Source organism: Janthinobacterium sp. 1_2014MBL_MicDiv (assembly GCF_001865675.1).
Lineage (GTDB): Bacteria > Pseudomonadota > Gammaproteobacteria > Burkholderiales > Burkholderiaceae_D > Janthinobacterium.
The window spans coordinates 778,403-792,414 of sequence record NZ_CP011319.1 but is presented as its reverse complement, the minus strand read 5'-3'; the positions used below and the strand labels follow the sequence as shown (position 1 = coordinate 792,414).

Below are 14,012 nucleotides of genomic sequence, written 5' to 3'. Positions count from 1 at the left end.
GCATGCCAGGCAACACCTCCTTCTGGCGCGACCCGGTCCTGCCCCATGTGGAAAGCCGGCGCGCCTGCCGCAGCCGCGCGTGCTACAAGCCGCACAGCCATCCCACGTACTCCATCGGCGCCGTCGACGCGGGCGGCAGCATCTTTACGGGCAGCAAGGATGGCAAGGTCGCGCTTGGCAATGGCAGCCTGGTGCTGGTGCCGGCCGGCTGCGTGCACGCCTGCAATCCCCTGCCTGACGCCCACTGGAGCTACCAGATGCTGCACCTCGACGCGCAGTGGCTGCATACCCACGTGCCGCGGCTCGATGCAAGCAGCGCCAGCGTGCTGCACGAACCGGTCCTGTATGCACAGTTCTGCGCCATGAATGCGCTGTTGTTCTCGCCCGCATCCCCGGCCGCCAAGCAAGAGGCCCTGCTGGCCTTGCTACACGCCTGTGCCGACGCCAGCGGGGCAAGCCCCCTCCCCTCGCACGCTGCCCGCATCCCGATGCAACTACGCCCGGTAGTGCAGCAGCTGCAGTCTCAACCGCTGGCCAGCCTGGCGCAACTGGCCGAACTAGCCGGCATGAGCCGCTACCAGCTGATCCGCGCCTTCCGCGCCGCCACCGGCATGACGCCGCATGCGTACCAGCTGAACCTGGGCGTCAACCGCGCGCGCAGCGGCTTGCAGGCGGGCAGCGCCCTGGCCGACATCGCCTGCGAGCTGGGGTTTGCCGACCAGAGCCACCTGCAGCGCGTCTTCAAGGCGCATGCTGGCATCACGCCGGGACGCTATCGCGGCTGAAGCGCCTGCAATTTTCTTCAATACACACCGGAGCGCACCCCCGCATACTCGCGCATCGCCATTGCCGGAGTCGCGTTTCATGCAGGATTTTCTCCTTATCGCCGCCGCCCACTTCCTCGCGCTGCTGTCGCCGGGGCCCGATTTTTTCCTCGTCGCCCGCAGCGCGCTGGCGCACGGCTGGCGCGGCGCCATGCCAGCGTGCATCGGCATCGCACTGGCCAATGGCGTGTTCATCGTGGCGGCGTTTGGCGGCGTCGCCGTGCTGCATCCGGGCAGTCCCCTGTTTATCGCCGTGCAATTGGCGGGCTGCGCTTATCTGCTGTACCTCGGCGGGCTATTCCTGCGCCATGCGGGCGCCACGACGCTGACGGCAGCGCCGGCTGCCACGCCCGGCAAGGCGCACTGGCGCAACGGCCTGGGCATGGGTTTCCTGTCTGCCATCCTGAATCCGAAGAATGCGCTGTTCTACGCGAGCCTGGCGTCCGTCGTCGCCAGCCGGCAAACGGGCAGCGGCTCGGTCGTGCTGTATGGCGTGTGGATGGTGTGTGCGGTGCTGGCGTGGGACATGGCGGTGGCGCTGGCCATCGGCCATGGCGCGCTGCGGCAGCGCTTTGCGCGCGCCCTGCCGAGCCTGGAGCGCCTATCGGGCGCCGTGCTGATCGTGCTGGCGGTGCTGCTGCTGGTGAATGTCGCCAGCAGCAGTGTCTGACGGATCAGGCCGGCAGCGGATCCAGGTAAAACACGGCGTACACTTTCAACGGCGTGGTTTCCGTGGCTTTTTCCGAGCGCACGACGGAGCAGTCGTCGGCGGCCAGGCTGCGCCAGTTCTGGATGCCGGCCTTGGCGAACATGGCGTGCGCGGGAGCGTTGGCGGCCAGGTCCAGCACCAGGCAGGCGTTGCGCGGGCCGGCGCCGTAGTTGACGGCGCGGATCTCGATGCCGAAGGTCGTCATCCACGGCTCCCACAAGCCTTTTTCCTTGCCGGCCGCCATGCGCTCGAGCATTTCGCCGAAGGTCAGGCCTTTCTTGACGGTGTCGCGCAAGGCGGCCAGCGACGGCGCCAGGCGGGGATCGGGCTGCTTGTTGCCGGCGCGGATCTCGGCGATCGCCTTGAGTTCCTTGATGATGGCCGCGTCGCGTTCCGTGTAGTCGCGCATGCGCGCGTAAAACTCGGCGTCGAGGAAGGGATTGACGGTCAGCTTGGCGACGCCCTCTTCGCGGCGTTTGGGGGAAGGCGTGGTGGTTTTGGTCATGGCGGTAGAGGGCAAGAGAAACGATGAGGGGCGCCAGTTTAACATCATGGCGCGCCGACGGCGGCGTCAGCGCCGCTTTAATGTTGCGCCTGGCGGGTGCGGGACGGCGCGGCGGCGGCGCGCGCACCGGGCGGCATGAAGTCACGCCGCGGCCCGAACAGGAAGACGGCGCCCGCATACAGTCCCGCCAGGGGGAAGCGCACCTCCTTGAGCAACTGGTGGAAAATGGCGATCGACTGCGCGCGGGTGACGGCGATGTCGGCGCGCCACTGGCACAGCACGTCATGCACGAGGCTGGCATGATAGGTCGCCGGCAAGCCCAGGTGCTGCGCACCATCGGGCGTGCCCACATAAAACAGGCCAAGCACGCTGATGCAGGGCGAACAGCCATCCCAGGCGTAGCCGGCGCGGATGCGGATCGCCGATTCGCGTATCGTCACCCACTCGTTTTCAAACTCTATGCCTTCAAGCAAGGGCGAGCAATAGCCATAGTCGCTGCCCAGCGCATAGCGCCAGGCGTTGCCGGGCATGCCGAAATTCTTCGGCATCAGCGGCGCCCCTGCCGTGCTTGCCGCCGTGGTCGCCTGTATGTCGTCTGCATGGCCTTGTCTTGATCATTATCAATATCAAGATTTAAACATACTCCGGCAAAAGAAGGGCAACAAGCGGCAAGCTCAGGCGCGCGGCGGCGCCGTCGACTCGCGCACCACCAGTTCCGGCTTCAGGCGCACGTCGAGCACGGAAGCGTCGGGCGAGTCGATGGTCTGCAGGATCAGGCGGGCCGCCTCCGTGCCGATGCCGTGGTGGCGGATGCGGATGGTGGTCAAGGGCGGGCGGATCATGTCCATGTAGGGCATGTCGTTATGCCCCACCACGGAAATGTCTTCAGGACAACTTAAACCGAGCTCCATGATGGCATCGTAGCAGCCGATGGCCACCAGGTCGCTGCCGGCCACCACGGCCGTCGTTTGCGGTGACTGGCGCAGCAGCTCCAGCAGGGCCGCCTTGCCGCATTCGCGCGAATAGCCGCTGCTCTCGAAGACAAACGCCTGCGATGGATCGAGTTCGCTGGCCTGGATGGCGGCCAGGAAGCCCAGGCGGCGCACGTGGCCCGTGGACAGGTTTTCCGGACCGGCAATATGCGCGATATGGCGGTGGCCCAGCGCCAGCAAGTGCTCGACGGCAAGGCGCATGCCGACCACGTCGTCGCTGACGACGCACGAAGCGACGCCCGTTTCGTCGCTGCGGTTGACGGTGACGACGGGCACGTTCTGGTCGATGCACATCTTGATGACGGGATCGTGGCGGCGCGCCGTGGCGAGGATCAGGCCGTCAACCTGCTGCCCCAGCAGGCGGTTGATGACGAACAATTGCTCTTCCTCGTCGGCCCCCACGTTGGCGACGATGGCCAGGTAGCCGTGCTTGCGCAAGCCTTCCTCGATGCCCAGCAAAATCGGTGGAAAAACAGCATTGGTAATGTCGGGCAAGACCACGCCGATGATGCGCGATTTGCGCGTGACGAGGGTCGAGGCGGCCCGGTTCGGCCGGTAGCCGAGCCGCCCCGCTTCGGCCAGCACGCGCGCGGCCACCTCCGCGCTGACCATTTGCCGCGTTTCCGGGTTCATCACGCGCGAGACGGTGGAGAAATGCACGCCGCTGGCCCGCGCTACGTCGCTTAAGGTGGGGTTCTTGTTTGTCATGGGCTTCCCGGATCGCAATACGGTGATTTTATCGCAGAAATCCCCCATGACGTCAAAAACCGAGCAAACGCTTGCATTAAAAATGAAGCTGCTGCCAAAGCGCTTTTCATGCGTTTGTCACAAATAGAGCCTTGACAGCGTGCAAACGCTTGCATACCATGGCTCGGACTTACCACTCGGGCCACCGATGCCCCTCCCAGAATTCTTATGTCTACTTCCCACAGCAAGCACGCCGAGCAGAACGGCGAAACCTTCAACCTGAAAGAAGCCGCCCTCGCCTATCACGCACAACCGCGCGCAGGCAAGATTTCCGTGACGCCAACAAAACCGCTGGGCGACGCCCGCGCCCTGACCCTGGCGTACTCGCCGGGCGTGGCCTTTGCCTGCGAAGCCATCGTGGAAGATCCGCGCACGGCCGGCACCTACACCTCGCGCAGCAACCTGGTGGCCGTGATCACCAATGGCACGGCCGTGCTGGGCCTGGGCGATATCGGCCCGCTGGCCAGCAAGCCCGTGATGGAAGGCAAGGCCTGCCTGTTCAAGCAGTTCGCCGACGTCGACGTGTTCGACATCGAGCTGGCCGAGAACGATCCCGACCTGTTCATCGACACCGTGGTGCGCATGGAACCGACCTTCGGCGGCATCAACCTGGAAGACATCAAGGCGCCCGACTGCTTCTACATCGAGCAGCAATTGCGCAAGCGCATGAACATCCCCGTCTTCCACGACGACCAGCACGGTACGGCCATCATCGTCGCGGCCGGCATCCTGAACGGCCTGGAACTGGTCGGCAAGGATATCGGCAACGTGAAAGTGGCCGTCTCGGGCGCGGGCGCCGCCTCGATCGCCTGCCTGGACCTGCTCGTCTCGCTGGGCCTGAACAAGTCGCTGCTGAAAGTGTGCGACAGCCAGGGCGTGATCTACCCGGGCCGCGATGCCAGCATGGAAGAGAACAAGGCGCGCTACGCGAATGACACCAGCGACCGCGACCTGGCCGACGCCATGGTCGGCGCCGACATCTTCATCGGCGTCTCGAAAGGCGGCGTCGTCAGCGCGCAGATGGTCGAATCGATGGCCGCCAAGCCGTTGATCTTCGCCCTGGCCAATCCGCATCCGGAAATCGCCCCGGAAAAAGTGCATGCCGTGCGCGACGACGCCATCGTCGCCACCGGCCGCTCGGATTATCCGAACCAGATCAACAACGTGCTGTGCTTCCCCTACATCTTCCGCGGTGCGCTCGACGTCGGCGCCACCACCATCAACGAAGAGATGAAGCTGGCCTGCGTGCGCGCCATCGCCGCGCTGGCGAAGGAACCGCTGCCGGGCCACACCACCAGCGCCCTGACGCCGCTGCAGCTGATCCCATCGCCATTCGACGAACGCCTGCGCAGCTGGGTAGCACCAGCCGTGTCGCAAGCGGCGATCGCCACCGGCGTGGCCACCCGCGTACCTGCGGGCGCCTGATCCGCGAGGCAGGGCCTTGCTGCCTTGTCAAAATAACAGCAAGTTACCATTGCTTACAAAAAAACCATGGCTGAAAACCATGGTTTTTCTCGTTTCCCCCTTGGCACCGCCCAAACAGTTATCAACAAGCAAATTACTACAGGGCATTTTTGCATGAACCTTCGATTACAATGACGTCTACTTTATGTTGCTACAGTTGCCACATTGGCGACGACGTGCGTTAACAAGGATATTCATGCTCGGCCTGACTTCTGTTTGTGTATTTCTTTTTTCGGCATTGGCGCTGGCTGTCACCAGTGGATATTCACTCGGCGCCTTGGTTCTCCTGCTTGCCAGCACCTACCTGCTCTGGAAACGTCCTCGCCTGAATCTGCAACGCCGGGATTATCTGATGCTGGGCACCTTGCTGCTGTACTTCTTCATTTTTACAGCCAATATGCTGTACCACGCCGATCCGACACGCGAACTCGACATGCCGCTGCGCGCGCTGCTGGCCGCCCCGGTGCTACTGTTACTGCTCGCCTACCCTCCCCGTCCCGCAGCGTGGTGGAGTGGCATTGCCATCGGCGCCATCAGCGGTGCCGTTCTGGCTTCCTGGCAAATCCTCGTGCTCGAGATGTATCGCCCGCAAGCGGCAACCAGCAACGCCATTCACTATGGCAATGTCAGCATACTGCTTGGCATGCTATCCCTATGCGGCCTTGGCTGGGCCCGCGCCCAGCGTCGCCACCTGGCGTGGAGCATATTGCTGCTGGCCGGCGGCCTGGCTGGCATCGTCGGCTCCATCATCAGCGTCAGCCGCGGAGGCTGGCTGGTGTTGCCAGTCTGCGGTTGTCTTTTTTTGTACTATTACTCGAAGGGCCGGGGCGCACGCTACCTGGCCGCCCTGATGGCGGCACTCCTGATGGTCTCCACAATCGCCTACACCCTGCCGAAATCCCGCGTACCGGAACGCGTAGCGCTGGCGGTTAACGAAATAAAACAGTTTCAGGACAGCGACAATGTGACCACGTCTGTCGGCCAGCGCATGGAAATGTGGCGCACGGCATGGGCCTTGTCAGGCAACAATATCTGGCTCGGCATGGGGCGCAGCGGCTATCTGGCGGCGAAGCAACAACTGGCAGACGAGGGTAAAATGGATAAGGGCATCAAAAACTACACCAATGCCCACAACGAATATCTGGATACCCTGGTCAAACGCGGCATCATTGGCGTGCTAGCCCTGCTGATGCTATTCCTCGTGCCGCTGGCCCTGTTTGCCCGCCCCCTGCGCCACGGTGCCGCTCCAGCCCAGCCATATGCGCTGGCAGGCGTGATACTGTTTACCTGCTACATGATTTTTGGCCTGACGACGAGCTCGCTAACCTTGAACATTGGCATCATCATGCTCGTCTTCCCGATGGTGATACTGTGGTCCATGCTGCGCCATCAAGAGCGCACTGCCTGAGTTCGTATTCCACTTGACTATTTTTGCCTTGCCTGCCAGGAATCACACCGATGCTCACGCCCGACCTGAAGCGCCTCACTGCGCTACACGCGCCTTATAAAAAACACCTGGCCCTGGCCCTGCTGGCGATGGTCGTCACGGCAGCCACCGAGCCGCTGTTGCCGTATGCGCTCAAGCTGTTACTCGACAATGGCTTCGGCGGCAAGGTCGAGTTTTCCTACTGGCTGGTGCCGCTGATCGTGATCGGCATCTTTTTCATTCGTGGCGTGTCCACCTTTGCCAGCAGCTACCTGATGAGCTATGTCTCCACGCGCATCCTCAATGAATTGCGGCGCAGGATGTTTGCCAGCATGCTCAACCTGCCCATCGACTTTTACAACACGCATACGGTCGGCAAAGTCATCAATTCCATCATGTTCGAGGTACAGCAGATCATCGAAATGGTGACCAAGGTGTTTACGTCGATCGTGCGTTCCTCGCTGACCGTGCTGGGCCTGCTGGCATGGCTGCTCTACCTGAACTGGGTACTGACCCTGGTCACCCTGGTGCTGCTGCCCCTCCTGACCATCGTCGTGCGCACCACGGGCAAGCGGCTGAAAAAACTCAACCGCGATACGCTGGCGGTCAACGCCGAACTGACCCAGGTCATCGAAGAGACTACGCGCGCGCAGCAAGTCATCAAGATTTTCGGCGGCCAGAACTACGAGAAGGCGCGCTTTGAGGAACGCGCCGAGCAATTGCGCCGCTACAGCATGCGCATGACCACCACTTTTTCCGCCACCGTGCCCATCACCCAGGTCATCACGGCCGCCGCCGTGGCCCTCGTGATCGTGATGGCCTTGTTCCAGTCGGAACAGGGGCAGATCACGGTGGGCGGCTTTGTTTCCTTCATCACGGCCATGCTGATGCTGCTGACGCCCTTGAAACAACTGGCCGAAGTCAATGGTCCCCTGCAGCGCGGCATGGCCGCCGCGGAAGAAGTCTTCCTGCTGATCGACAAGACGCCGGAACGCACGGGCGGCAAGCCGCTGGCTGGCCGCTGCAGCGGGCGCATCGATTTCAACGATGTCAGCTTTGCCTATCCAGGCCATCGGGAACTGGCCTTGCAGCACATCAATTTGAACATCGCTCCGGGACAGACGGTGGCCTTTGTCGGCATGTCCGGCGGCGGCAAATCGACGCTGGTGAGTCTGTTACCAGGCTTTTACTCGGCCAGCAGCGGGCAGATCTTGCTCGATGGTCAGAATATCGATGACATCGCCTTGACCAGCCTGCGCAGCCAGATCGCCATGGTCAGCCAGAACGTGGTGCTGTTCGACGATACGCTGGCCGCCAATATCGCCTATGGCGACGCGGCGCCGGACCGGCAGCGCGTCGAAGCGGCGGCAGCGGCAGCCTTCCTGTCGGATGTCATCGACGGTTTGCCCGAGGGCCTGGAAACGCGCCTGGGCGACAATGGCTCGCGCCTGTCCGGCGGCCAGCGCCAGCGCGTGGCCATCGCCCGCGCCATCTACAAGGATGCGCCCATCCTGATCCTCGACGAGGCCACCTCGGCCCTGGATACGGAAGCGGAGCGCGCCGTGCAGGCGGCGCTGGAGCACCTGATGCAGGGCAGAACCACCCTGGTTATTGCTCATCGTTTATCAACAATTGAACGTGCGGACCGTATCGTGGTATTGTCGCATGGGAAAATAATGGAAACCGGCAGTCACCAGCAATTATTGGATGCCAACGGTGCGTATGCCAATCTGCATCGCCTGCAATTTTCCCAGCAAGTGGTTTGACACCATCGAATGAATACCTGAAATCGTACTGATACATGACGCCCTTGATTCCCGCCGAACTTCTACAAAAGTCGGACAAAATTCTCTTCATCGCCCACCTGGCGCTGGGGGACTTCACCTATCTGCAAAATGGCTTTCGCGCCTTTGCCGCGGCCTATCCGCACATCCAGATCCATCTGTGGGTCGATGAAGTGCGGCGCACGGCCGATGCCAAACAATGGGAAAGCCTGCGCACCTACTCGCTGTACGACTGGGTCGAACAGTCCGGCTTCTTCACCAAGGTTTACCGCAAGACCTACAGCCCGGCACTCTACGACGAATCGCTGCGCGAGGCACAGGCGGAGCACTATCCGATTGTCGTCTCGCTGGCGCACATCCGTCCGCAGCTGTATGCGGACCTGGCACGCATGATTACCACGGATGGCCTGGTCATCGGTACGCGCAAACCGTTCAGCCCGCTGCGCCTCTGGCATTACCTGGCCTACCGCAAGATCGACGCCGTGCTGTCATCCTATGCGGGCCAGGACGCGGGCGAACACCATATCAGCAGCGTGTATGCGGACTGGTTCCACCAACTGACGGGACTCGACATTCCCGTGGCGGAGCGCTATCCCTTCGTGCACATCCCCGACATCGCCTTGCAGCAGGCGCAAGCCCAGCTTGGCGATTGGGGCTTTGCCCCGCGCCAGGGGCCGCTTGTGCTGCTGAACCCGTTTGCCAAGTCGCACAAGCGCGGCTGGCCGCTGGAACGCATTGCCGAACTCATTACCCGCATGCAACAGCAGCCGAAATGGGCCAATGCCTGTTTCCTGATCAATGCCATGCCGCAGGATCTGGCCAAGGTACATGCCGTCGTGCAGGCGCGCGAACTGGCGCGCACGCAGGCCTTCAGCGCCGTCGACAACTTCTTCCAGCTGCCGGCGATGCTGGCGCAATGCGACCTGATTATTTCAGTGGAAACGTCCATCATGCACCTGGCGAATGCCGTGCATGTGCCCGTGGTGGCGCTGATGCGCAAGAAGAATCCGGAATGGGCGCCATTCGACAGCGCCAACAGCACCGTGCTGACGGTGGCGCGGCGCAGCGACTGGGTCAAGGCAATTTCAGTCGATCAGGTCTTGAAAGCGATCGCCTGAGTAGGCAACGCTATGCGGTGGGCAATTTACTGATACGCACCAGACCGGCTTTGGCCGGATCCTGAGCATCCCCGCGCCACACACGCAAAGAGGCGCAAACGCCCCTTCCTGTCATGGCTGGCGCGAGTCCCGGCACTAAGCGTCGGACGCCAGCGGCAAGCGCACTTCCACCAGCAAGCCCTGGCCGCCGCTGGCGCGGTGCAGCTGGATCGTGCCGCCATGCTGCTGCACCACCGAGGCGACGATGGACAAGCCCAGGCCGCTGCCTGGCTGCGCCTGCTGCGGCGCGCGGAAGAAACGGTCGAAGACGCGCTCGTACAGGGCCGGCGCGATGCCGGGCCCCTGGTCGGCCACGTGCAGCACGGCCTGGCCCCGCTCGGCATGCAGCGACACGGTCACGCTGGTACCGCGCGGACTGTACTTGATGGCGTTTTCCACCAGGTTGTCGATCAGCGAGACGAGGCTCTCGCGCTGGCCGGGCACGCGCAGCGACACGCTGGCCTGCAGCTCCAGTTCGATTCCGCCCGCCTGCGCCAGGCCGGACAGGGCCGCCAGGCGGTCCTGCAGCAGGACGTCGAGCGCCTGGGGCCGACGCTGCTCTCCCGCTTCCGCCTGCACCTCGCTGCGCGTCAGTTGCAGCAACTGTCCCACCAGGCGCGCAGCCCGGTTACCGCTGTTCAAGATACCATCGAGCAACTCCTGCTGGCGCGGGTCGCTGGCCTGTCCCTGCAAGGCCTCGACATTCACGCGCATGGCAGCCAGCGGCGTGCGCAGCTCATGCGTGGCATCGGCGATGAAGCTGCGTTCACGCGCGGCGCTGGTGCCCACGCGCTGCAACAGCGCATTGATATTGTCGACCAGCGCGGCCAGTTCGCCATGCGGCGGCTTGAAGGTCAGCGGACGCAAATCCTGCGGCCCGCGCGCCGCCACCTCCTGCGCCACCTTGCGCCATGGCCGCATGGCCAGCCGGATCGACAGCCAGGCCGGCAGCAGCAGGAAAGGCAGGCTGATTAACAGCGGCAACAGATAATAGCCGTGCGAATTGATCGTGATAAAAAACTGCCAGGCTCCGCCCACTTCCAGCACGGTCACGCGCGTCGTCCCCTCGACCAGGCTGCGGCTGCGCCAGGCCTGGCCCTTGATGTACACCACCTCCATCTGCTCGGGACCGGCGCTGCGGATGCCGCTGGGCGCATCGGGCGATTTATAGACCAGTTCGCCATTGCGCCAGACCAGGATGCGCGGCGCCACTTCCGGCACTTGCCCCATCTCAAACTCCTCGCGCAGCGCCTCGTCGATCGCGCGCAAGCTTTGCTGCTGGCGCGCGGGCTGCTCGGCCAGGTTGTCGGCCACGCTGATAATGGCGTGCAAGACCCCGCGGCTCACATTGCTGGCCTCGCCGGCGCCCTCGAACAGCACATAGGCCACGGCCAGGCTCCACAGCACGCTCAGCATCAGCATTTGCGCGACCATCAGGCGGCGCACCAGCGTGGGCCGGCGCAGCATGGCCCAGAAACGGCCCATCATGCACCGGTGCCCGGCTGCGCGGGCGACTCGCCCTGCTGGTCGATGACATAGCCGACGCCGCGCACGGTACGGATATAACCTTCGCCTATCTTGCGGCGCAAGTTGCCCATATGCACATCCAGGGTATTGCTGGCATTGGCCAGGCCGCCCGGCAGGATATGCTCTTCCAGCACGCGGCGCGTGATGACGCGGTTGGCGCGCATCAGCAAGGTTTTCAGCAAGGCATACTCGCTGGCCGTCAGCTCCACGGGCCGGCCATGCACGCTGACGCGGCGCGTGGGCACTTGCAGCAGCAGGCCGCGCAATTCGATGGTGTCGCCGTCGAAGCCATAGCTGCGGCGCGCCAGCGCGCGCACGCGCGACAGCAGCTCGGCCAGCACGAACGGCTTGACCAGGTAATCGTCGGCGCCGCCGTCCAGGCCCCGCAGGCGCTGTTCCAGCGTATCGCGGGCACTGAGGATCAGCACCGGCAGGCGCGCCGCGCGCAAGCGGGCCAGCAAATCGAGGCCATCGCCGTCCGGCAGGCCCAGGTCCAGCAGCACCAGCTCGCAGCTGTCGTGTTCGATGCTGCGCGCCGCGTCTTCCAGGCTGCGCACCCAGACCACCTGCATGCCCTGGTCGCGCAGGGCGATGCGCACGCCGTTGCCCAGGTCCATGTCGTCTTCTATCAGCAGTATTTTCATAAGCGCTATTAGACCACCGCAAGCTGAAGAATGGTTAAAGAACAAATCTTCATCCAATCTTCATATGGGGCTCATTTTTCCTTCATGGCACAGACCGATACTACTCGCTGTCAATCGAGCCACTCCGGACTCGGTTCTCCACCTGACGGAAAACTCCATGCACGCTCCTACTACCCTGTTGACTTCGCTGGCCCTGGCCTGCGGCCTGAGCTTGAACCCACTGGCCGCCTCGGCCGCCGAACCGGCTTCCCAAAATGTCTTCACCATCGGTGGCGGGGTTGCCGCCGTTTCCAGCTACTCCGGCTCCGACAAGCTGTCGGCCTCGCCGCTGATCATTCTCGACTACGCCATGGCCAATGGCCTTTTCATCAGCACCTCGCGCGGCATCGGCTATGGCGGCCAGGCCGGCCCCTTCAGCTACAGCGCCGCGCTCGGCTACCGCGGCAACCGCGAAGACCACAAGCGCAAGGGCGTCAACGGCTGGGGCGGCAGCGATTACCTGAAAGGCATGGGCGAAGTCAAAGGCAACGCCAGCGCCTTGCTGAGCGCCGGCTACTCCCCCCTGCCGGGCCTGTCGCTGAGCGTTACGAGCGATGTTCCCCTGTCGAACCGCGAGAACGGCGCGAATGTGCATTTCGGCGCCACGGGCCAGATTTACGGCCGCGCCGACGCCAAGGGCGTGCAGCAAGACAGCGTGAGCGTCGGCGGACAGCTGGGCTGGGGCGAGCGCAAGTACGTGCAGACCATGTATGGCGTGACGGCGGCCCAGGCGGCCAATACCTCGTTCAAGCAATACACCCCAAAAGGCGGCTTCTATGAAGCGCAGGCCACCGTGAACTGGGAACACCGCTTCGATGCGCGCTGGGGCATCAATACCTTGGTCGGTGTCGAACACCGCCTGGGCGACGCGGCCAAGAGCCCCATCGTGAAACGCAAGACGGCGCCGATCGGCGCCGTGTATGTCACGTACCGCTACTAGACTTGGCGCTACCCGAAAACGGCTGCCAGAAGAAAGGCTGGCGCACCGTTTCGCCCATCCACACGGACCCGGGCATGGGGACGGTGGCACGGATTCTTTCCTGTAGCCATCTCTTCCATGCCCACGCGCACCAGTTGCATCATCCGCGCGCGCAACATCTAAATCGTTCGCATAGCGCCTTTAGCGCCAGCACCGTCCACATCATTCACCATGGAAAGTGCCTGATGACACAAGCCATTACCCTGCATGCTGGTCTCTCCAACATGCCCCCCGGTATCTCCCGCGTACGCGAGATGCTCAAGCTGCAACTGCGCGCGCGCTTGCAGCAGCGCCAGACACGCCTCTGGCTGCAACTGCTCAACTCCCACCCTGTCTTCGGCGAGTTGCTGCAAGCCTATCCGCGCCTGATGCACAAGGTCTACCGCCACTACCTGAGCAAGAACCTGTCCTGCCGCCAGCGCGTCGCCTTGCTGGTCGAACACTATCACTTCATCCTGCAGCAAGGCTGGGGCAAGCTGATGGCGCTGGCGGCGCGCGCGCCGGTACGGCTGGGAACGGTGCAGGGAAAATCCGGCGCCCCCTATCATCTGCAACTGTGTGCGCTGCAACCGATGGACCGCGAAGGCGAAATGGTCTTGCAACTGGCGCATGGCGATGACGTAATCTACTCGGTCGCGTTTACCTTCTTCGGCGCGCGCGCGCGTGGCAGCATGGCAGTGGGTATCGGCTGCCTCCAGGGTCCGCGCGGCGCGGAAGGCTTGCACCGCGTACGCGAAGCCACGCGCGACCTGCACGGCATGCGCCCCAAGGCCCTGATGGTGCGCCTGGTGCGCCAGCTGGGACACGAACATGGCTGCCGCAACATGATTCTCGTAGGCAACAACAACCGCGCCGTGCACCATTCCGCCAAGAAAGGACGTTTGTTCGCCGACTACAACGCCCTTTGGCAAGAACTGGGTGCGCAAGCCCGCAGCGACGGCGATTTCGAGTTGCCATGCGAAAACCTGCCCATGCCCGTCATGGAAGACCTTCCTTCGAAGAAGCGCTCGGAAGCACGCAAGCGCCACGCCCTGACACTGGCCATGATCGCCAGCCTGCGCAGCGGCCTCGACACCCATCGCTGCCCGGCTCAGGCCGCCATGGCCCGCCTGCCGGCAACAGCCAACGACACGCGGCAGCTTGCCGATTTCGACGACGACTACGTTTCCAGCATCACCTGATTCCACGCTCCGCCCCATCGCAAGACGCCCCGCC

General features: G+C 63.4%; 12 protein-coding genes and 1 pseudogene. 8 read left to right on the top strand and 5 right to left on the bottom strand.

Going from position 1 to position 14,012, the window contains the following annotated elements; genetic code table 11:
* Nucleotides 1-2 precede the first annotated feature (2 nt).
* Together YQ44_RS03465 and YQ44_RS03460 are read left to right on the top strand one after the other, a co-directional pair.
* Nucleotides 3-785 (top strand): AraC family transcriptional regulator, encoded by a 783-nt coding sequence (locus YQ44_RS03465; protein ID WP_071322191.1) that lies wholly within the window; start codon nt 3-5, stop codon nt 783-785.
* A gap of 79 nt (nt 786-864) precedes the next feature.
* A complete protein-coding gene (locus tag YQ44_RS03460) occupies nt 865-1,494 on the top strand; it encodes a LysE family translocator (protein WP_071322190.1) in 630 nt (209 codons plus the stop codon).
* Nucleotides 1,495-1,498: 4 nt separating this feature from the next.
* Here YQ44_RS03460 and YQ44_RS03455 read toward each other — a convergent pair whose 3' ends face one another.
* The 3 genes from YQ44_RS03455 to YQ44_RS03445 all read right to left on the bottom strand — a co-directional run bounded on the left by YQ44_RS03455 (nt 1,499) and on the right by YQ44_RS03445 (nt 3,738).
* Nucleotides 1,499-2,038 (bottom strand): hypothetical protein, encoded by a 540-nt coding sequence (locus YQ44_RS03455; RefSeq protein ID WP_232251042.1) that lies wholly within the window; start codon nt 2,036-2,038, stop codon nt 1,499-1,501.
* Nucleotides 2,039-2,115: 77 nt separating this feature from the next.
* The gene (locus YQ44_RS03450; protein WP_071322188.1) at nt 2,116-2,586 is read right to left on the bottom strand and encodes a hypothetical protein; all 471 of its coding nucleotides are present in this window, start codon (nt 2,584-2,586) and stop codon (nt 2,116-2,118) included.
* A gap of 126 nt (nt 2,587-2,712) precedes the next feature.
* Entirely contained in the window at nt 2,713-3,738 is a 1,026-nt protein-coding gene (locus YQ44_RS03445) for a LacI family DNA-binding transcriptional regulator (RefSeq protein ID WP_071322187.1), read from the bottom strand.
* 207 nt (nt 3,739-3,945) lie between these two features.
* Between YQ44_RS03445 and YQ44_RS03440 the strand changes: the two are divergent.
* The 4 genes and pseudogenes from YQ44_RS03440 to YQ44_RS03425 all read left to right on the top strand — a co-directional run.
* Nucleotides 3,946-5,184: pseudogene (locus YQ44_RS03440) on the top strand (malic enzyme-like NAD(P)-binding protein); the annotation flags it as partial.
* 253 nt (nt 5,185-5,437) lie between these two features.
* Entirely contained in the window at nt 5,438-6,649 is a 1,212-nt protein-coding gene (locus YQ44_RS03435; protein WP_071322185.1) for an O-antigen ligase family protein, read from the top strand.
* Between the two features lie 50 nt (nt 6,650-6,699).
* On the top strand, nt 6,700-8,433 hold the full coding sequence (gene msbA, locus YQ44_RS03430) for a lipid A export permease/ATP-binding protein MsbA (protein ID WP_071322184.1): 1,734 nt from the start codon (nt 6,700-6,702) through the stop codon (nt 8,431-8,433).
* Between the two features lie 35 nt (nt 8,434-8,468).
* Nucleotides 8,469-9,569 (top strand): glycosyltransferase family 9 protein, encoded by a 1,101-nt coding sequence (locus YQ44_RS03425; RefSeq protein WP_071322183.1) that lies wholly within the window; start codon nt 8,469-8,471, stop codon nt 9,567-9,569.
* A gap of 135 nt (nt 9,570-9,704) precedes the next feature.
* Here YQ44_RS03425 and YQ44_RS03420 read toward each other — a convergent pair whose 3' ends face one another.
* Both YQ44_RS03420 and YQ44_RS03415 read right to left on the bottom strand, forming a co-directional pair.
* Entirely contained in the window at nt 9,705-11,096 is a 1,392-nt protein-coding gene (locus YQ44_RS03420; RefSeq protein ID WP_083411628.1) for a sensor histidine kinase, read from the bottom strand.
* Nucleotides 11,093-11,779, bottom strand: coding sequence for a response regulator (locus tag YQ44_RS03415; protein WP_071322182.1), 687 nt, complete (start codon nt 11,777-11,779; stop codon nt 11,093-11,095). The genes YQ44_RS03420 and YQ44_RS03415 overlap by 4 nt, the downstream gene beginning before the upstream one ends.
* 157 nt (nt 11,780-11,936) lie before the next feature.
* Between YQ44_RS03415 and YQ44_RS03410 the strand changes: the two genes are divergently transcribed.
* Together YQ44_RS03410 and YQ44_RS03405 are read left to right on the top strand one after the other, a co-directional pair.
* Nucleotides 11,937-12,758: a MipA/OmpV family protein gene (locus tag YQ44_RS03410; protein ID WP_071322181.1), complete on the top strand. Its 822-nt coding sequence runs from the start codon at nt 11,937-11,939 to the stop codon at nt 12,756-12,758.
* Nucleotides 12,759-12,982: 224 nt separating this feature from the next.
* Complete coding sequence (locus YQ44_RS03405) at nt 12,983-13,978, top strand: VirK/YbjX family protein (RefSeq protein WP_198043864.1); 996 nt, start codon at nt 12,983-12,985, stop codon at nt 13,976-13,978.
* The last annotated feature ends 34 nt before the right edge of the window (nt 13,979-14,012 follow it).